The 21017-nt window shown below is 35.8% G+C and carries 14 protein-coding genes; 12 read left to right on the top strand and 2 right to left on the bottom strand.

The annotated features are described in order from the left end of the window. Positions 1–258 precede the first annotated feature (258 nt). Complete coding sequence (locus tag G440_RS0116350; RefSeq protein WP_026452275.1) at positions 259–3969, top strand: metallophosphoesterase; 3711 nt, start codon at positions 259–261, stop codon at positions 3967–3969. Positions 3970–4307: 338 nt separating this feature from the next. Here the strand turns inward: G440_RS0116350 and G440_RS0116345 are convergent, their stop codons facing one another. Together G440_RS0116345 and G440_RS0116340 are read right to left on the bottom strand one after the other, a co-directional pair. Continuing rightward, positions 4308–4961: a hypothetical protein gene (locus tag G440_RS0116345; protein WP_169718972.1), complete on the bottom strand. Its 654-nt coding sequence runs from the start codon at positions 4959–4961 to the stop codon at positions 4308–4310. 406 nt (positions 4962–5367) lie between these two features. Continuing rightward, positions 5368–5865: a Dps family protein gene (locus G440_RS0116340; protein ID WP_026452273.1), complete on the bottom strand. Its 498-nt coding sequence runs from the start codon at positions 5863–5865 to the stop codon at positions 5368–5370. 1248 nt (positions 5866–7113) lie between these two features. Here G440_RS0116340 and G440_RS0116330 point away from each other — a divergent pair. The 11 genes from G440_RS0116330 to G440_RS20255 all read left to right on the top strand — a co-directional run bounded on the left by G440_RS0116330 (position 7114) and on the right by G440_RS20255 (position 20975). Next, complete coding sequence (locus G440_RS0116330; protein ID WP_084426853.1) at positions 7114–8499, top strand: nucleotide sugar dehydrogenase; 1386 nt, start codon at positions 7114–7116, stop codon at positions 8497–8499. A gap of 74 nt (positions 8500–8573) precedes the next feature. Beyond that, positions 8574–9575 (top strand): SDR family oxidoreductase, encoded by a 1002-nt coding sequence (locus tag G440_RS0116325; protein ID WP_026452270.1) that lies wholly within the window; start codon positions 8574–8576, stop codon positions 9573–9575. Between the two features lie 451 nt (positions 9576–10026). Continuing rightward, positions 10027–10692, top strand: coding sequence for a hypothetical protein (locus G440_RS0116315; RefSeq protein WP_034259793.1), 666 nt, complete (start codon positions 10027–10029; stop codon positions 10690–10692). 532 nt (positions 10693–11224) lie between these two features. Continuing rightward, entirely contained in the window at positions 11225–12316 is a 1092-nt protein-coding gene (locus G440_RS0116310) for an EpsG family protein (RefSeq protein WP_026452268.1), read from the top strand. A gap of 228 nt (positions 12317–12544) precedes the next feature. Beyond that, complete coding sequence (locus tag G440_RS0116305; RefSeq protein WP_026452267.1) at positions 12545–13147, top strand: sugar transferase; 603 nt, start codon at positions 12545–12547, stop codon at positions 13145–13147. 1 nt (position 13148) lies between these two features. After that, complete coding sequence (locus tag G440_RS0116300) at positions 13149–13760, top strand: acetyltransferase (protein WP_026452266.1); 612 nt, start codon at positions 13149–13151, stop codon at positions 13758–13760. Next, positions 13750–14316 carry a sugar transferase gene (locus tag G440_RS0116295; protein ID WP_342663973.1) on the top strand — a complete coding sequence of 189 codons (567 nt, stop codon included), beginning with the start codon at positions 13750–13752 and terminating at the stop codon, positions 14314–14316. Before G440_RS0116300 ends, G440_RS0116295 begins: the two co-directional genes overlap by 11 nt. 246 nt (positions 14317–14562) lie before the next feature. Then, positions 14563–15711, top strand: a complete 1149-nt coding sequence (locus G440_RS0116290) for a DegT/DnrJ/EryC1/StrS family aminotransferase (RefSeq protein ID WP_026452264.1) — start codon at positions 14563–14565, stop codon at positions 15709–15711. Beyond that, the gene (locus tag G440_RS0116285; RefSeq protein ID WP_034259791.1) at positions 15704–17656 is read left to right on the top strand and encodes a polysaccharide biosynthesis protein; all 1953 of its coding nucleotides are present in this window, start codon (positions 15704–15706) and stop codon (positions 17654–17656) included. Before G440_RS0116290 ends, G440_RS0116285 begins: the two co-directional genes overlap by 8 nt. 174 nt (positions 17657–17830) lie before the next feature. Further along, positions 17831–18592 carry a polysaccharide biosynthesis/export family protein gene (locus G440_RS0116280; RefSeq protein WP_026452262.1) on the top strand — a complete coding sequence of 254 codons (762 nt, stop codon included), beginning with the start codon at positions 17831–17833 and terminating at the stop codon, positions 18590–18592. A 4-nt stretch (positions 18593–18596) separates the two neighbouring features. After that, the gene (locus G440_RS20255; RefSeq protein WP_034259788.1) at positions 18597–20975 is read left to right on the top strand and encodes a GumC family protein; all 2379 of its coding nucleotides are present in this window, start codon (positions 18597–18599) and stop codon (positions 20973–20975) included. Positions 20976–21017: the final 42 nt, after the last annotated feature.

Genomic DNA, 21017 nt, shown 5'->3' with positions numbered 1-21017 from the left:
GAGATGAGATTGGGACTTAAGACATATGAAGAATTCGATTTTCAATACTCAATACTCAATTTTCAATGTTCAATGGTCAAAAATGAAAAATCTTTAGGCTTGTACCAGTAGAAGAAGATGAAATCGATTTGTTGTTTGATATTTTTGAAATTTGTTGTTATTTGGAATTTGTCATTTGTTTTTGGAATTTATTTGGAGTTTGGTGCTTGTCATTTGGAGTTTCAATTATTTCCCTTAAGTTAGTAGAGAACCGGATTTATGATTTTTAAAAAGTATTATTTCTTACTATTAGTTTTCGTGCTAAGCTCTTGTGCCACTTTTGCACCTCAGTTTAAGGATAAGGAAGCCAACCCAATTTACCCTTCATCTAAGAAAATAGAAAAAACCTTTTATCTGGTAGGCGATGCAGGACTTTCGCCAATGGGTGGAATGAGCGATGCTTTAACGACCTTTAAGGGCTACCTTAAAACACAGAAAACTACAGGGAATTACACAATTTTCTTAGGTGATAATATTTATCCCGCCGGAATGGATCCCGAAGATCATCCGCGTCGCAAGCAATCTGAAAACATGATAGATGCGCAGCATACTGCGGTCAAGGATTACAAGGGTCATACTATTTTCATTCCCGGAAACCACGAATGGTATAATGGAGGCGTTTTGGGCGTTGCTAGGGAAGAGAATTATGTGGAAGCTCAATTTCCAGATCAAGATGCTTTTAAACCCAGCAATGGTTGTCCTTTGGAGAGTATAAATGTTTCTGATAATATCCAATTGCTTATTATTGATACCCAGTGGTTTTTGGAAGACTGGAACAAAAATCCGAGTATAAACCAAGGCTGTGATATAAAAACGCGTGAAAAATTCTTTATTGACCTCGGCCTTGAACTGGAAAAAAACCAAAACAAAACGATTGTTTTTGCCATGCACCATCCCATGTTTACCAATGGGAACCACGGTGGCTATTTTGCCTTAGAAAAACATTTATATCCTTTTCAGAAGAAAATTCCGTTGCCAGGGCTTTCTTCACTGGTAGTCCAAATACGCTCTCAAGGCGGCGTTTCTGTGCAGGACAGGTATAATGAGCTTTACAATAATTTAATGTTGAGGTTGCAAAAGTTGGCTAAAAACAATCAACGATTGGTTTTTGTTTCGGGTCACGATCACAATCTTCAGTATATAGAAAAAGATGGATTTTATCAAATTGTTTCTGGAGCAGGTTCTAAGGAATCTTACGCAGCAACAGGAAAGGATGGCTTTTTCAGTACGGGGGCTCAAGGTTTTGCGGTTTTGGATGTTTTTGAGGATGGTTCTTCTTGGGTGCGTTATTTTGTTAAAGGAGAAAACTTTAAACCAGCGCTTATTTTTCAAAAGGAAGTTATTCCCGCACCAAAAAACGTGGATGTTTCAAAATATCCTGAAATATTTCCGCAGGAATACACCGTACCCATCTATAAACAAGACAGTATAAGGGAAGCTCTGTTCTTTAAAACCGTTTGGGGCGCTAAGTATAAAGATGCCTACTCACAACCTGTTAAAGCTCAAGTGGCTTCTTTAGATACTTTGTTTGGAGGTTTAAAGGTAAAATATGAAAATAAAGCTGCCGATTATAACTCGCTTATTTTAATTGATAAAAAGGGCAATCGATACCAAATGAGATCCATGGGCAAGAAGGCACTTCAGATTTCAAAACAAATCGTTTTTGAAGATGACGATAATAAGCCTTCTGAAGTTGAAAGTGTAGATGTTTCTTCTATAAAAGGACAGGATTTTACCTTTTATACCGCTACACATCCCTATGCAATTTTATCCATTCCTGAAATGGCGAAGGCAGTGGATATCTTTTATACCAGCCCGGAGCTTTATTATGTGCCCAAACAAAAATCACTCGGAAATTATAATGAAAATTATGGGGATGAACTATATCTAATTTCAATTGAACCTTCAGAGAAAAGCGAAGGGGAAGGACTGTTTAAATATCCAGATGAGGTCGAAACTACGGATGATATTCTCACAAAAACTAGAAAAACGGGTGATGTTTTTGTGGATGAAGAGAATTATATCAAATCACGCCTCTTCGATATGCTAATAGGAAATTGGGATCGTAGCCCTGACCATTGGCGTTGGGCTGAATATAAAAATTTACAAGAAAAGAATGTATTTGTTCCCATCCCAACAAACAGAGATAATGCTTTTTCAAGTTTTGAAGGAAATATCCTAGACATAACCCGATCCTTATTTAGTGGAACCAAACAAAGTCATGTCTATGGCAAAACCTTAACGAACCTACCATGGTTTAATAAAGAAGGAGTTATTCTGGATAGGGCTTTATTAAGAAACTCTGGCAGAAACCAATGGAAATATCTTGCAAAAATATTGCAGGATAGCATTTCTGATGAAGTGATAGAAAAAGCTTTTAATGCTATTCCTAAAGAAGTGCAAGATGAATCTTTGGAAGAAATAAAGGGAAAATTGAAGGAGAGAAAGGAGAATCTGGTTGAAATTGCAGACAACTATTACACGTATCTTTCTTATTTACAGACTATCGTAGGAACAGACTATGACGATCTTTTTGAAATAACGCGTTTGCCCGAAGGAAGAACAAACGTTAGAAGCTTTAATATTATAAATGGAGTAAAGTCCGATACACTTATCGACCGCACTTTTTTAACAAAAGACACCAAAGAGCTGTGGATTTATGGGCTGTCGGGAAAGGATAAATTTGTTGTTGATGGAAAAGAAAACAATTTAATCTTTCTAAGATTGATTGGCGGACAAGGCAGTGATGTTTATGAGCTGAAGCAAGGCCAACGCGTAAAAGTGTATGATTTTGAAAAGAAGGATGATACTGTTTTAGAGAAAAACGGTGGCAATTTACGCTTTACAAATGTTTACAACTTGAATGTTTACGATTATCGAAAACAATTAGAACGTTCCAACGGCCTAGTTTCGGCAATAGGCTTTAATCCCGATGATGGATTTCGTGCGGCACTTCAATATGTTTTTAGAGTGGACAGCTACCAACGAAATCCTTTTTCGCAACAACACAGGTTTAACGCTGCTTATTTTACGGATCGCAATAGCTTTGAGGTCACTTATGAAGGAGAGTTTGCTAATGTAATTAACAATTTAAACCTGAGTCTTGGTGGCCGTTTTACAAGTCCGAATTACACCAGAAACTTTTTCGGCTATGGTAATGAAACAAAAAATTGGCAGGCTGCCGAAGGCTATTCTTACAATAGGGTAGAAGTACAGCAAATGTCGGCGAATCTAGGTTTGCTTCGCAACAGTAATTTTGGTAGTTTCTTTAAATTACAGGCTTCATTTGATGCTTATGAAGTAAATAAGCTACCAAATAATTTTATATCAGCGGTTCCTGTATGGAATAAAGGGGAAACTTCGTATTACGGCACTTTAGAAGGAATCTACAATTATAGGAGTTATGATGACGCTGTCAATCCTACTGTTGGGATGATGTTCGATTTAAAAGTGGGGGTGACGGATAACTTGGAGAATATGGATAAGGCTTTCGGGTTTTTAAAAACGCGGATTGGGTTTTATAATACACTCACCCAAAACAGAAAGATAATACTAAAAACGAATCTCCGCTATCAAGTTAATTTCCAAGAGAATTATCAGTTTTATCAAGCCAATAGCTTAGGAGGAGACAATGGCTTACGTGGATTTAGGGAACAACGCTTTACCGGAAAATCCTTTTTGGTGGGAAATGCCGATCTTAGATATACCCTACCATCTTTTAAAATTGGAGTAAGACCTTTTCAAATGGGGATATATGGAGGTGCTGATTTAGGAAGAGTTTGGCTAAAAGATAATATTTCAAAAAAGTGGCACAATTCTTTTGGTGGCGGTTTTTGGATTGATGGAGTTGGAGGGCTTCATGCCAACGTGAGTGCATTCAATTCAAAAGAAAGTACGCGCGTTGCATTTGGATTGGGCTTTGATTTTTAGACCCTTGCCCTTTCCTCCCAGTTTACCCGCCGGAGGAGGGCAGATAAGCCCAAGGGGGAATACTTATTCCATATTTGAAGCCTGTTTACTAAAAAAATCTCGTAATAAAAAAACCTGATGTTGAAGTTGAAGAAAATTAGTGAATTGTTATTATAGTGTCCTTTGTTTTTTTACCAAATCTCCACTGCCTACTGCTAATGCCACCTGCCACATTTTCACTTGATTTTAGTATTTGTTTTTTGTAGTTTTTTATTATTTGGTGCTCGCCATTTGGAATTTTTATTTTTGACTACCGACTACCGACTACCGACTACCGACTACCGACTACCGACTACCGACTAATACCAATCAGCGTGATATTTTCCATCTCCCAAATTGTACATTAAACCGATGCTTAAGTTGACAAAGCTTTGTATTTCAAGGCTTTCAATGTTTTTTACCACTGTTCCATTGAAACGGTATTGTTGTTTAAAGTTGGCAACGTAGGTCATGTCTCCTAAGAGTGTGAAGCGATCATTTAACTTTATTTCCCCAGTAAAGCCGAGGATAACATTACCTATTTTATCAATATCGTTAGCGCTAGATGGACTGGCCAGTGTAACTCCCAAACCTGTGTGGAACAGTAGTCCAAGAAGTTCACGAAGACGGTAATCTACATTTAATAGCTTGCCAATATTGGCAACTCCTTCCAAGCCTATTCTGTTCAGGCTTATTCCCATTTGGGAGTTATTTGGATCGGCAAAACGATTATAGGCGTAATGCCCTTTTATTCCAAAATTTTCAGAAAACATATACCTACCCGCCAACTCAAATTGTTTAAAGGCTATATATTCTGAACGCGAAGGGCCTTTACTGCGGGTTAAAGGTGCATGAATACCAGTCGTAAGCTCAGCTGACCAATGGTTGAATTTGGAATCTTGGGCCATCATAGTGGAACCACATAGTAAATAAAGGAAAACGAAATAGTAGGGAAGATAATGCAATAAGGTCACTTTTTTGATAAAGAAAAATTTCGGGTTAATTAAAAATCCAACATTAAAGTAGGATTGGGGTTTATTTCACCTCGGCGAAAATAAATGCTTTTTGTTATAAACGCATTAGCTTAACCTTTGTTTGGCTTTTGATTAACAAATTGAGTTGAAGAACCTCCGATATAAGTGAATAAAGTTTAAACTTTCCGAAGCTAGTTAGGCTCAAAGCGACGATAGGCTCTCTCGGATTTGGAAAGGGCGGCTAAAAGATAATGATGTTTAGTGCTCCAAATCTATAAATACAAAAAATAAAGTCCAATTTCTTATAATTTTTAAGCAATACGCCCTAATCAAAAACGGGGGAAGATTGAATTTACTTTCAATCTTCCCCCGTTTTCTAATTTATATTCTTTCTACTTCTTAGCGTTTACTTTTCAGCTTCCGGATGACTTGCTCCAGTCTTCATAGTCCAAGCATCGAGCATCCAACTTATTTTTTCAATATGACCAATAAATCCACCAATCATATCAATTGTTCCTTCATCGCCTGCCTTGTCTGCTTTTTCAATCACTTTTCGCATTTGCTTCAGAAGCTTTCCGTGATCTTCGAGTAATATTTTTACCATTTCCATATCTTTAGTCTCTTCCGAAGATTCTTTAATACTGCTCATTTTTAAGTAATTGGTAAAATTACTTGTCGGTTGAAAACGAAGCGTTAAAATACGTTCGGCAATTTCATCCACTTTTAGTTTCGCATCTTCATACATTTCTTCAAATTTTATATGAAGATCGAAGAAGTTATTCCCAACAACATTCCAGTGAAAATTTCTAAGTTTTTGATAGTATAAGTGATAATCTGCCAAGAGGATATTTAGTTCTTTTGCAGTATGTGTAGTTTTCTCTTTATCGAGGTTTAAATAGCCCATGTTGTTTGTTTTTAAAGGTTTTCCCAAAGATAACCAAAGCCTTCTTGTAGCGCAATTATAAGAGAGGGTTTAGCCTTTTTTTAACTTTGGAGTTAATGTTGTTTCTTTAAAAATTTTCAAAAATGAAAATGAGATTTATTTCTTTAAACTAGAGATAATTTCGGAAGGCGATTAGATTAAATCACGTTTGAAATCTGCGGAAAACTTACTATGCGAAGAAAAGCTGCTTTCTTTTGTTAAGTAACTTATTTTTGTAGATTAAATACTTTGGATCTGTTTTTAACTTGTTGACAATTTTATTGGATTCGTTTGTCATTTATATAAGTGTTTCTATCGTTTCTAAGAACCTGTTGCAAATACTTTTCGTAGCTATTTTAACCTGACACTAACCTTGAAAAGGACATGTTTTTGTCTAAAAATTTGTGTGAAGCTTTATACTCTTTTAACTTCAGTAGAATATCCTCGGCTGTTTTTTGAGGAATATTTAAATCGCTTGTTTTATTATTATTTGGATTCTATTTAGAAATATAATTAGTTAAACTTCCAGCGACCTTTAATATATCCTTGCTTTTTCGATAGTTATAAGTTGCAAAAAAATAAAACAATTGGAATAATAGCAAAAAACATAACTAGAAGATACTATCAAAAGCTTTTGCAGCATCTTCATTTTGGGAAACGACGGAGAAAGAAAATAGTAAGAGATATAGAGAAAGTAGTTTTTCTTTCATGTAGGTTATTTAGAGAGGCCAATTTTATCGGCAAATATATAAAAAAGAAAAATATTCAATTATGACTATGCTTAGGTTCTCAAAATTCGTTGCCCTCATACTTTTGCATATTAACTTCATTTGTAATGATTTGATAATTAATTGCCATATTAAAAGTTCTATATCGAAATCCATATCGAAATCGAAAACGAAATAGCTGAAATCGGCCTATTCATCTAGTTTGATTTTAAATTTAGCGAGACACTGGAGCAATAGCATGATTGCTAAACTCTGCGGCAAGGAACTTTCGGGAATGTGATATCAATTTTTTATATGAGGAAGGAGTTGGTGAAATAGAAATTATAATCGAGATAAGCGGAAGCGCTCCATAGTCGGAAACAAACAATTAACATTTAACCTTCAAAATTTAGTATTTTAACAAATAGGGTTTTTTATCTTTGCGGCCACCAAATTTAAGTCTGGTATAGATATTATACTGTGACTCAATAATTCTGGATTTAACAAAAGACAACAAATACTTATGGAAGTTTTTAAATCATCCCCCAAAAATCAGTCGCAGGAATCAAGTAGCGATAAAGCAATAAAGATTGGCGTTATAGGATTAGGCTATGTAGGGCTACCTTTGGCCCGTCTCTTCGCTACAAAATATCCGGTTGTAGGTTTTGACATCAATAAAAGTAGGGTGGAAGAGCTCCAAAGTGGTCACGATAGTACGCTAGAAGTAGAAGATGAAGTATTGCAGAAAGTGTTACTTAATGCGAATCCCATTGGCGCACTCGCTAATATATTGGAGGAAGAAGGAATAGAAAGCAAATCAGAAATTATAAAGAACGGTCTCTTTTGCAGTACCGATCTTATGGATATTCAAGGTTGCAACTACTTTATAGTAACTGTTCCAACGCCTGTTGATAAGAATCACCGGCCAGTTTTAAGACCATTGTACGCGGCAAGCGAAACTGTGGGGCATGTTCTGAAAAAAGGCGATACCGTTATTTATGAATCTACTGTTTACCCAGGAGTTACAGAAGAGGAATGTGTTCCAGTTTTGGAAAAAGAGAGTGGTTTAAAGTTTAACACCGGCTTCTTTGTGGGTTATTCTCCAGAACGAATCAATCCGGGCGATAAGCAACATACCGTAGATAAAATACTTAAAATAACTGCAGGTTCTACATCAGAATCTGCTAAGGCTATTAATGAGCTATACGCTTCAGTAATCACAGCAGGAACTTATTTGGCACCGAGCATTAAGGTAGCAGAAGCTGCTAAAGTTATTGAGAATTCGCAGCGCGATATCAATATTGCATTTGTGAATGAACTCGCAAAAATCTTTAATCTTCTTGAAATCGATACTCATGAAGTTCTTAAAGCTGCCGGAACCAAATGGAACTTTTTACCATTTAAACCAGGATTAGTTGGGGGACATTGTATTGGTGTAGATCCTTATTATTTAGCGCAAAAAGCCCAAGAACTAGGCTATCATCCCGAAATTATTTTGGCGGGTCGAAGATTGAACGACTCCATGGGTGAATATGTAGCCTCACAAGTTGTGAAATGTATGATTAAAAAAGGAATTGCTATCGGTTCGGCAGAAGTGTTGATGCTAGGGGTTACCTTTAAGGAAAATTGCCCAGACGTACGAAATACGAAAATTGTTGATGTAGTGCAATCCCTTTGTGATTACGGTATTAAAGTGACTACATATGATCCTTGGGCAAAGCCTGAGGAAGTTAAAAAGGAATACGGAATAGAAACTATCGACTCATTAAAGAATGGCAAGTTCGATGGAATCATTTTGGGAGTAGCACATAATGAGTTTTTGAACCTAGACCTAGAACCTTTTAAGAAAGAAACGGCAATAGTATATGACGTAAAGGGCGTGTTGAAGAATGCTTCTGGAAAACTGTAACTAGACGGTAGCTGGTGAATTTTTAACATCTCACGTCTCAAATCTAAAGTCTCAAGTCTCACATCTAGAAAATAATGGATTTAGAACAATTTAGAAATTTAGCAAAAAAAAATATCCTTGTAACCGGTGGAGCCGGCTTTATAGGCTCTAACCTCTGCGAAGCGCTTTTAAGCTTAAATGCAAATGTTACCTGTTTAGATAATTTTGCTACCGGACATAAACACAATATCGCTCCTTTTCTCAGCCATAAAAACTTCGCCTTGATAGAGGGTGATATTTGCGATTTAAAAACTTGCCAACAAGCCTGCTTAAATCAAGACTTCGTGTTACATCAGGCAGCTCTAGGTTCGGTTCCGCGCTCCATTAATGACCCAATTACTTCAAATAATGTGAACGTAGGCGGTTTTTTAAATATGTTAGTTGCGGCAAGAGATAAAGGTGTAAAACGTTTTATTTATGCCGCAAGTAGCTCTACTTATGGCGATAGTGAATCTTTACCTAAAGAAGAAGACAAGATAGGAAAACCTTTGTCTCCTTATGCGATCACAAAATATGTAAATGAGCTTTACGCCGAAATATTTAATACTACTTACGGCCTGAACACCATTGGTTTACGGTACTTCAACGTTTTCGGAAGACGTCAGGATCCTAATGGTGCATATGCAGCTGTAATTCCGCTCTTCGTAAAGCAATTTATGGATCACGTTAGTCCAGTAATTAATGGTGATGGGAGCTATTCTCGAGATTTCACCTATATAGATAATGTAGTGCAGATGAATCTGCTATCAATTACTACTGAAAATGAAGATGCCTTAAATCAGGTGTACAATACGGCTGTAGGAGATAGAACTACATTGGTACAACTTACAGAATTGCTCAAAAAACACTTGAGTTTCTTTGATGAAAAAATCCAAGAAGTAGCGATTATACACGGTCCAAACCGCAAAGGAGATATTCCTCACTCCCTTGCCTCTGTGGAAAAAGCAGAAAGACTTTTAGGTTATAAACCCACACACGCTATTGACTCTGGTATTGGCGAAGCCGCAAAATGGTATTGGGAAAATTTGAAAGACTAAGTTTTATACACTGAATCTCTAAAAAACCAAATTTATTGTCCAGCTTAAATGGGTGAAAACCCTACTTAGATAATGAACGGGAGGGAAACATTAACAAAAGCCTTATTCGTTTCAGTATTATTGATAGTAGAATTGTTTCTTGAAATTTGGAAACGCTCTTAAATTTGATCCATAACTTAACATTTAATTATTCTAACATTTTTATCTTGTCACTTAGAGTGTAATTCCAATCATTTCTCCACGTTCAAGAGTTGAAAATACTAGGTGAAAATTAATATAAATGTTCCGTATAATACATCCTAGGGAAGAGTTTTTCATCTTTTTCCTACAATTGAAGCCATATATGTTGTGAAAAAATTAGTATTCAAAAAAAATAATCTTATTTTTGCCACTTGTTTGTTAATAAAACAAGCTAAAGAAAAATCAAAAATCAAAAAATAAACTATCCAATATGAAGTTCTTGAATATTAAAATACTTTCGATTACGGCATTTTTGCTAATTGGTGCGGCTGTATCTGCCCAAAATTATGAGCGTCCATACAATCCATGGTCTATAGAGGTACAAACTGGTTACCATATCCCTGCGGCTCCAAGTGATTTTGTTAAATTAGGCGATTATGGTGGTGCTTTTGAGCAATTTCAAGGTGGTGTTCGGTATATGATTTCGGATACTTATGGTATAAGAGCAAATTACTCCTTTCTTAAATTTGAAAACTCAGATAACCCGGGCAATATAAAGTTCAATCGCGTAACTATTGGTGGTGTTGCGAATCTCTGGAAAGTTGGTAATATAAAAGGTGATTTCAAAAAAACTTTTGGACTTTTGTTTCACTTAGATGCAGGAGTTACGTTTGCCAATCCTACTGGTTCCAAAGGTACGGATCATATTGGAAATATTATAGGAGGGCTTATGCCTCAGGTTAAAATTTCAAAAAACTTTACCGTATTTGCAGATTTGGCATTCCAAGCTAACCTGAAGCAGCACTATGCCTATAATGGAGATCTTATAGATGCTAGTTACGAGCATAAAACTGGTGGCTTATTCAATTTTGGTATTGGTTTGAGCTACAGTTTTGGTAAAAGGGATAACCACGCCGATTGGTATTACGAAGATTAAATTTATTTGACAAAGCGTGTCTTTTTAATAAATTAAATACGTTTCGTTTATAAGAAAATATATAAGCAAGAATGGTCTTTTTTGATTTTCAAAGAAGACCATTTTTTATTGATATCATTTGGAGGAAATTATTTTATATTTGCTGAACAAGTTATCGATATTTTATCACTTGATTTTTTATATAAATAATTAAAACAGTTTTAAGAGCTCGAAAGGATATATTTTAAAATTAATGGAGAAATTATGTCCCAATAAGATATTTTGTTTTCAAATCTTTGTTCAAGAATACGGAAGGGTAATCCAGATATATTAGAGCTGAAACAGATCATATATTTCTTAAAATTCAAACGATTAGTTGTATTAAAGATCAAAGGAAATGATTAAGTGTAGTGACTAAAGAGAATAGAAAGTATCTTATTAAGAACAATGCAAGGAGGAAAGAATCTCACAAATTGAAAGAAGTAGATTTCTTAACACTTGACGTAAATCTAAATTATTGCTTAAACCATTTATAATATAGATAATTCAAAATATGTTTGATTGGGTTTCATTAGAATATTATGTGCAACTACATTATATTCTATTATTACTGTTGGTTTTATTCACATTCATCCATTCACAAAGTCAACCTATAGACAGTGATCAGAATTTTCGGTATATGAAGGTTATGGGGTCGATGTACTTAATATTCCTACTCTTATATATGGGGACAAGACCAATAAGTGGAATTTTCATTGATATGTTGACTTACAATACTAGGTTCGAACGTTATGCTCATGGGGCTCAAATAACGACTAGCAATGATATCCTCTTCCAGTTCTTTACTTTGATTAGTTCACGGATTATGAGTGCTCGTGTTTATTTTTTAATATGTGAGGCTTTATATATAATACCCTTGGTTTTTGTATGTAAAAAATGGTTTAAGGATTATTGGTTTTACGGCTTCCTATTTTTAATTTCATCTTATGCATTTTGGTCTTTTGGAACAAATGGAATTCGAAATGGTATCGCCGGTTCTATATTTCTGTTGGGAATGTCTCGTGAGAAAAAAGTTTGGCAGATACTGATTATTTTATTGGCCATCAGTGTGCATAGAACTATGATGCTGCCTGCCGCGGCCTTTTTACTAGCAAATTTTTATAATAACCCCAAATTTTTAATAAATATATGGATTTTATGCATTCCGCTTTCATTAGTCGCTGGAGGTAGTTTTGTGTCATTTTTTGGGACTTTGGGTTTTGATGATAGGACGGCTTATCTGACTGAAGAAAATATTTATAATGTTAAATTTGCGAGCACTGGCTTTAGATGGGATTTTTTACTATATAGTGCTACCGCCGTATTTGCTGGGTGGTTTTATATATTTAAAAGAAATTATAATGACAAAATATATTTTTGGTTGTTTAATACCTATATCCTTTCCAATGCATTTTGGATTTTGGTAATTCGGGCTCAGTTTTCAAATAGATTTGCTTACCTGTCTTGGTTTATGATTAGCTTGGTTATTCTTTATCCTTTATTAAAGCAGTTTATTCTGACAAGACAACATAAAAAAATTGGGCTATTATTGATTCTTTATTACTCTTTTACTTTTTTGATGAACTATATAATAGTTGTAGTGTAACTTATGGTAAATTTGAAGATTATGAATAATTTTCGATTGAAAAAATGCTGACCTCTAAAAGCTAAGACCTGAGATTCAATTCTATAAATTGTTTTTTTATTCTTTTAATCATAAAAATAGATCATAGAATCGAAATATTAGGAAGTAGTAGGGTTTTGATGGTGTGACGCAAGGAGGAATAAATGCTTTGCAGTTTGGTTTTAGATAGAAATAATAGAATAGTTAGGAATGTACAGAAAAGTGTTTAAACCTATACTTGATTTTTTTGCCGCACTTACAGGCCTTTTGATCTTGTCGCCAATTTTTATCTTGGTCACCTTGTCCTTAGCAATTGTCAACGATGGCAAACCTTTTTTCTTTCAAAAAAGACCAGGTAAAAATGAAAGAATTTTTAAAATAATAAAGTTTAAGACAATGAACGACAAGAGAGACGTCCATGGTCAATTGTTGCCTGATGCCGATAGACTCACCACGGTTGGTCGCTTTGTACGTTCTTCTTCTCTGGATGAGTTGCCACAATTGTTAAATGTTTTAATAGGTGATATGAGTTTTGTAGGTCCCCGGCCCTTACTGCCCCAGTATTTGCCACTTTACAACCAACTTCAAAGTCAAAGACATAAAGTAAAGCCTGGAATTACTGGGTGGGCCCAGGTGAATGGAAGAAACACAGTGTCTTGGGAACAAAAGTTTAAATACGATGTTTGGTATGTTAACAATCAGAGCTTTATGCAGGACATAAGGATACTCATTATGACTGTAGTAAAAGTATTGAAAAAAGAGGGTGTAAATCAAGACGGTCAGGCTACGGCCGAAATATTTAAAGGAAACTAATATGATTTTATATGGTGCAAGCGGACATTGCAAATCTGTCATTGATATTGCTGAATCAGTAAACGAACCAATACGTTGTATTTATGATGATAATCCTAGGGTCGATAACCTATTTGAAATACCAGTGATCAAGTTTGCGAATGATGTCAATCACACTGATGAAAAGTGGATTGTTTCAATTGGAAATAATGAAATACGCAAGACCCTAAGTTCCAAGTTAAATGTTGTTTATGGTGCTTTAATGCATAAATCATCTAGTATTTCTAACAGATCTACTATAGGTGTTGGAACTGTTGTAATGGCTAAGACGGTAATAAATGCTGGTGTGAAGATAGGGGAGCATTGTATTATAAATAGTTCAGCTGTAATTGAACATGATTGTGTCTTAAGAAATTTTGTTCATATTTCACCTAATTCAAGTTTAGCCGGAGAGGTTTCGGTGTGTGAAGGAGCCCACATTGGTATAGGAGCGTGTGTTTTACAAGGTATCAAAATTGGAAAATGGGCAATGATTGGTGCGGGAGCGGTAGTGACTAAAGATGTTCCTGATTTTGCAGTAGTTGTTGGTAATCCGGCAAGGCTTATTAAATACGCTACGTCCAATGATGTTTAAAAGACTTTTCGATTTAACATTTTCTATTATTGGATTGTTAGTCTTTGGATGGCTTATACTTCTTTTTATTCTAATCACTGTTCTTGACTCTGGCAGCTACCCTCTTTTTTTTCAGAAGCGAATAGGACAATACGGAAAACCATTTAATATTTTCAAAATACGCACCGTGCATGCAAAAACCCGAAGAATTTCAACTTATGGAAGATTTTTACGAAACTCCAAACTCGATGAATTGCCTCAATTGATTAATATTCTTTTTGGACAGATGAGTTTTGTAGGGCCAAGACCTGATATTCCCGGCTATTACAACAGCTTGCAAGGAGAAGCTCGAAAGCTATTGCAGCTAAAACCAGGTCTTTGTAGTATGGCGGCAATAAAATATCATAATGAGGAAACGCTTTTAGCCCAACAGCTAAGCCCAATGGATTATAACAACAAGGTTATTTTTCCAGATAAAGTGGCAATGAATCTTGATTATTATCACCGTAGATCCATAGGTTACGATATTCACATATTAAGAATGTGTGCCAAAAAAACCATCAAAGTATTTCTTTAGATTATTATAATTTTGTTTCTCTAAAGATTTCTGAATCCTAGAAGTAAGAAAAAGCAAAGTTTATGACTAGTAATCAATAGATGTAGAAATTTATATAAATTTCATATCTTTGATCCCTCCCTGAATTGGATTTTTTTGAAAATCTGATTGATTAACCTGAATGAAAGATAGTCTAAAAGCATTTGGTCGGTTCTGCCATTATTTGCAAGATAGGAATTTAAAGATTTTTCAATTATCTAAGTGCTAATGAAAAAGAAAATATATCTCTCATCTCCACATATGGGAGGCAATGAGATAAACTATATAAACAAGGCATTCTACGCCAATTGGATTGCTCCTTTGGGACCCAATGTGACTCAATTTGAAATTTCACTGGAGGACTATTTGGGAGTTGGAAACCATGTATCCGCTCTTAGTTCAGGTACCGCGGCCATTCACTTAGCTCTAATCTTGTTGGACGTTGGCAAAGATGATGAAGTGCTATGCCAGAGCATGACCTTCTCGGCTTCGGCAAATCCGATAGTTTATCAAGGTGCAACCCCTGTATTTATAGATAGTGAGCGAGAAACATGGAATATGTGTCCGGATCTTTTGGAAACAGCAATTTTAGATAGACAGGCAAAGGGAAAAAAACCAAAAGCTATAGTTGCTGTGCATCTGTACGGCATGCCGTATAAAGTAGAAGAATTGAGGACGATTTCTGAAAAATACGATATTCCCATTATAGAAGATAGCGCGGAGGCATTGGGATCGAGTTACAAAGGAAAAAAATGCGGAACCTTCGGTGATATTTCAGTTTTATCCTTTAATGGAAACAAAATAATAACTACCTCTGGCGGTGGGGCTTTAGTATCTAAAAATTTAGATCAAAAGAATAAATCTATTTTTCTTGCCACCCAAGCACGAGATCAAGCACCATATTATCAACATTCTGAAATAGGGTACAACTATAGGCTAAGCAATATAAGTGCGGGTATAGGCTGCGGACAGATGGAAGTGCTGGATTCCCATGTGGCTTTACGCCGAAAAATGAATCTTTTTTATCAAAAGCTTTTTAGTGATATTGAAGAAATTAATGTTTTTGTAGAACCAACTGACGAACTTTATAGTAATCATTGGTTAAGCTGTATAACCTTTGCTTCTACAAAGCCTGGTTTTAATCCTGATGGTCTGCGAAGTGCATTGTTAAAAGAAAACATTGAATCACGACCCTTGTGGAAACCCATGCATTTGCAACCAATATTTAATGAAACTCCATTTTACGGAAATGGGGTTAGTGAAAAACTTTTTGAAACAGGATTGTGTTTACCTTCGGGAAGTAATCTGGACGATGAAGAACGTCACCGAATTTTAGTTGCTGTAACAATGTACTTAAAAGAAAGACGAAATGGGTAGACCAAATAAATCTACTTTAGTTATTGCTAGACTGTATAGTAATTTCAGAAAAAATATTCTGGGACAGAGCTATTTGCCTAGATGGATTGTGGCGCTTAACGATGTGATAATCTCTGCGTTGTCATTCCTGATAACTTGGTTTATTTTGAATGAAACGCCGGTTTTCTTCAACCAGTATCTATCAATTTATCAAAAGGCTATAATTCTTATTTCGATTCATTTTGTGTGTTTTATATTGTTTCGTACCTATTCTGGTATAATTAGACATAGTACCTTTTCAGACGTTTATCGTTTTGCCAAAGCCACGATTACCTTTTTAGTTATTACTTCGGTAGGAAACATGATATTTTACTATTATAACGATGTTAAATTATTCCTTTCCACCACCTTACTTCTTTACTCATTTATTTCCTTAACTCTTTTGCTGGGATTTCGTATTTTTATAAAAGAGACCTATAGGTTTCTTCGTGCAGCCGCCTCTGGAAACTTAAAGAAAAGAGTTATAGTTTTGGGAACGGATGATAAAACAATATCTCTCGCGCAAGCGATTCTTTCCGACTCCCTTTCAGGCTATAGGCCAGTGGCATTTTTGACAACAAAGGAGCGGCGTAGGAGTTTTAAGATCATGAATCTTCCTGTATGCTTTACGGATAAAAATCTAGAGAAAAATCTTCAAAAAATTAAGGAAAAATTTAATGCTGAAGGTATCTTACTTGTCAGTGATCAGCTTTCAGTTGCAGAGCGCTCTTGGATTGCCGAAGCTTGTTTTTCATTAGACCTTGAAGTTTATAATCTTTCCCTGCCAGAACAATGGAATGATTTTGATGATAAACCATTAAAAATTGTTCCTCTTAAAATTGAGGATCTTCTTGATCGTAGTGTGATTGAAATAGATACGGAAAACATATCCAAGGATCTACAGGATAAAAAGATACTTATTACTGGAGGTGCTGGGAGTATTGGCAGTGAGCTTGTTCGTCAAATTGCCGCCTTCAATCCAAAGTTACTTGTTGTTTTAGACAATGGCGAAAGCCCGCTACATACAATCGAGGTGTATTTGAAAAAACAATTTCCTAAGCTCAACTATCGCATCTACTTGGCTGATGTTACAAAAAAAGGTCGCATGGAAGGGATTTTTAGCAAATTTAAATTTGATGTGGTGTATCACGCGGCTGCCTATAAACATGTGCCTATGATGGAGCGCCACCCAAGAGAAGCTATTAGAACTAATATTCTTGGCACACGAAATTTAGCAGAGTTAGCTGTAAAATATGATTGTGAACGATTTGTGATGGTTTCTACAGATAAAGCAGTGAATCCCAGCAACGTCATGGGTGCCTCTAAACGTGCGGCTGAAATGCTAGTACAAGCTATGCAGCGATCGACTGATGTAAAAACAAGGTTTATAACAACACGTTTTGGAAATGTATTGGGGAGCAATGGTTCTGTAATTCCATTTTTTAGACAACAAATAAAAAACGGAGGTCCTGTAACGGTAACCCATAAGGATATTATCCGCTACTTTATGACTATCGAGGAGGCTTGTCAGTTGGTCCTTCAAGCTGGAACGATGGGCAAGGGGGGGGAAATCTTCGTTTTTGATATGGGAAAACCCGTTAAAATTCTAGATCTTGCTGAAAGAATGATAAAATTGAGCGGTTTAAAACCTTATATTGATGTTCCTATTGAAATAGTAGGGCTTAGACAAGGCGAAAAACTTTATGAGGAACTTTTGAATGATGGCGAAACTACACTCCCTACGTACCATCCAAAAATTATGGTCTGTAGCACAGTGGCTCATGATTATATAATTATCAATACAGCAATTGATGAATTGGAAGCTATGGCAGATTGCAATGGTAAAAAAACGGACATCATTTTAAGACTAAAACAATTAGTACCTGAATTTGTCAGCCAAAATTCTGAGTTCAATGCGCTGGATTAAAGGTTAAATGGCCTCTAAATATATTTTATATAAATATCACCAAACCTCATAAATCATAACTCAAGACTCACCTTTCTGAACTGAAAACTGAAAAACACACAACATAGTAGTATTTTTATCATTACTATTTTAACACTATGGATAAAAGTTTATATTTGCATCAAATTATTTTAGATGATACGAACCGCGATTAAGATACTTTTTACGGCATTTTTGCTACTGCTTTTAGGATCCTGTGTATCTAAAAAAGAAATAATTTATTTTCAGAATCTTCCTGAAGTACTTTCACAACTTGACAGTGTGCAGAGTAATTTTAAGATAAAACCTAATGACATTTTGAATATTACGGTATCAGCCTATGATCCCGCAGCGGTAAAGCCATTTAACTTAGTTTTGGAGTCCCAAGGTGGCGTTTTAGCCCAAAACCAAGGTTATTTAACAGGCGCGGACGGTTATATTAATTTCCCAGTATTAGGAAAAATAAAAGCAGCAGGTCTAACAAGAGCGGAGTTAGGCAACCAGTTAACCGAAAAAATTTCTGAATATATTTTAGACCCCATTGTTACCATTAATATTCTAAACTTCCAAGTGAGTATTCTTGGAGCCGTCAATAGGCCTGGTACTTTTGGGGTGCAAGGGGAACGGCTTACTTTAACCGAAGCGATCAGTCGAGCTGGGGATTTAAGTATGTACGGAAGACGAGACAATGTGTTAGTACTTCGAGAGAATAATGGTAAAAAAGACTTTGCTTATTTGGATCTGCGTGATGCTAAGATAATGGAAAGCGATTATTTTTACCTGCAACAAAATGACTTAATATACGTTGAGCCCAATAACGCCGCAATACAATCTCCTGGTCCTTTTGGAACAGGTACTAGAACAATCCTTAGTATAGTATCGTTGTTAGTTAGTTTAATTGTAGTTTTTATTAAATAAAATAATGCAAAACCTACCACAAAATACAAATCAAGGCCAAGAAACTTCCATTCGAGAGCATATTGATGTCTATCTAAGAAAGTGGCCCTGGTTTTTATTCGCTGTTTTTATAGCCCTATTGATTGCTCTTTTATATCTTAGGTACACTCCTTCTACCTATAGTGCTACGGCCACCATATTAATAAAAAACCAAGGCAGCACTTCTGCTTCAGAATTGGGCGCATTTAAGGATTTGGGCTTGGTAGATATGATGAATGTAGTCGATTTTGAGAATGAAAAGATTGTTTTAAGCTCAAAGACTCTTAGTGAAAAGGTGGTGGATGAACTTAATCTTAGCGTTTCGTATTTCAGAGAGGGTAGTATTTTAGATTCTGAAATGTTTAATAACAAACCCTTCGAAGTAAAGGTAGTATCCCCGCCAGAAGAGACGAGTAGGCCTTCAGGTCCTTTATATATTGAGCCGATATCAACTACGCAATTTAGTCTAAAAGTTAAGGTCAAGGAGAAGAGTGATGTTTATAATTTTGGAGACTTGATAGATTTAGGATGGGGTATTATTATGGTTACTCCAAATGTTGAAATCTTAAAGAGAGCTGAACTAGATGATGATTTTGGAGAAGTACGTGTATCCATTGGGAGTCGGGATGGTGTTGCGGCAGGCATTCGCGCTGCTATTCAAGTTAAATCGATGACGGATAGAAGTAGTGTGGTTAGACTTACAATGGTCTCTACCGTTCCTGAAAAGGCGAGGGCAATTCTAAATGAACTTATAGAGCAATACAATGCAGACTCTATGAACGATCGGAACTTAATATCTCGCAATACCGCTAACTTTATTCAGGGCAGATTGGAAATAATAACCAACGAACTTGATAGTGTTGAAACCGGTAAGGTAGATTATAAAGAAGAAAATCGTCTTACAGATATTGAGGCAGAAAGTCAGATTTTTCTTCAAAATGCCAATCTTGCCAATAAACAACAAATGGAGATTGAGACCCAAATAGCTTTGGTCAATACCATGATGGATTATTTGAAAAATAGTTCAGAAACGGATTTATTGCCGACAAACCTAGGAGTGGGGAAAGAGAGTTTTGGGACAGAAGTAAATAGGTACAATCAATTAATAATAGATCGTAATCGTCTCTTACAGAGTAGCACCACAAAAAATCCATTGGTTGTTGGTTTAGACAAACAGATTGGAGAGGTACGCAACAATGTGTTGGAAAGTATGGTAAACGCCAAAAGATCCCTTGGAGTTAGCTTAAGAGAGATCAATAATGAGCAGGGAAATATCGGCTCAAAGATTCATAAGATACCTGAAAAAGAGAAAGAATTTAGAAGTATAAGCCGTCAACAGGGAATTAAAGAATCACTTTATTTGTATTTACTTCAAAAGCGGGAAGAGAATGCGATTACCCTTGCAGTAACGGCTCCAAAAGCCAAAATTGTGGATTCGGCATACAGTCAATCCATTCCCATATCTCCTCAAAAATCTGTAATAATTTTAGGTGCCATTTTTGCTGGATTATTACTCCCAGCAATTACAATATATCTAAGCCAACTTTTAGATGATAAAATAAGAGGTCGTGCCTACGTGGAGCGCCATGGTGGAGATGTTTCCATAGTTGGAGAGATCCCTGAATTGGGTAAGAAAGAAGTGGATTTAATAAAAACAAACGATACTTCTGTCTTGGCTGAATCCTTTAGAATTTTAAGTACGAATCTAAAATATCTGTTACTGGATAAAGTAAAAAGTGAGGATAGAGGGAAAATTATTTTTGTAACATCTACTGTAAAAGGAGAGGGTAAAACATTTGTTTCAGCCAACCTCGCTGTTACCCTTGCTAATGGTGGGGCAAGAGTAGTGATTGTTGGGGCTGATATTCGAAATCCGCAGCTACAACGTTATATTGATGGTGATTTTACTAATAAAGGCGTTGTGGAATATTTGGTCTATCCAGATAGTGCGTCGGATGACTATCTACAGCCAGCCACCAATCAAAAGAACCTTTGGTTAATGGTGTCAGGAACCATTCCACCAAACCCTGCAGAACTATGGATGCAGGATCGTGCAGGAGATATGTTCGATGAACTAGCCTCAAAATTTGACTATGTAGTTGTAGATACTGCTCCCGCGATGCTGGTGACAGATACACTATTGATCAATAAATATGCAGATGTAACACTTTATACCTTAAGAGCTGGGTACACAGAAAAGAATTTACTCAATTATCCGTTGGACAATAAGAAAAATGGCAAACTTAAAAATATAGGCTTTGTATTAAACAATGTGTCTATGACCAATTTTGGATACGGCAACAAATACGGGTATACTTACGGCAATACTAAAAAGAAAACTTGGCGAAGTATTTTTGGAGGATAAAGAGTTAATTCCAAAATCGTAATTTTTTAACACTGGAATTAC

The organism is Aequorivita capsosiphonis DSM 23843, from assembly GCF_000429125.1.
GTDB classification, from domain to species: domain Bacteria; phylum Bacteroidota; class Bacteroidia; order Flavobacteriales; family Flavobacteriaceae; genus Aequorivita; species Aequorivita capsosiphonis.
Note: the sequence above shows the minus strand (reverse complement) of the source record. Positions and strands in the feature narration are given on the sequence as shown.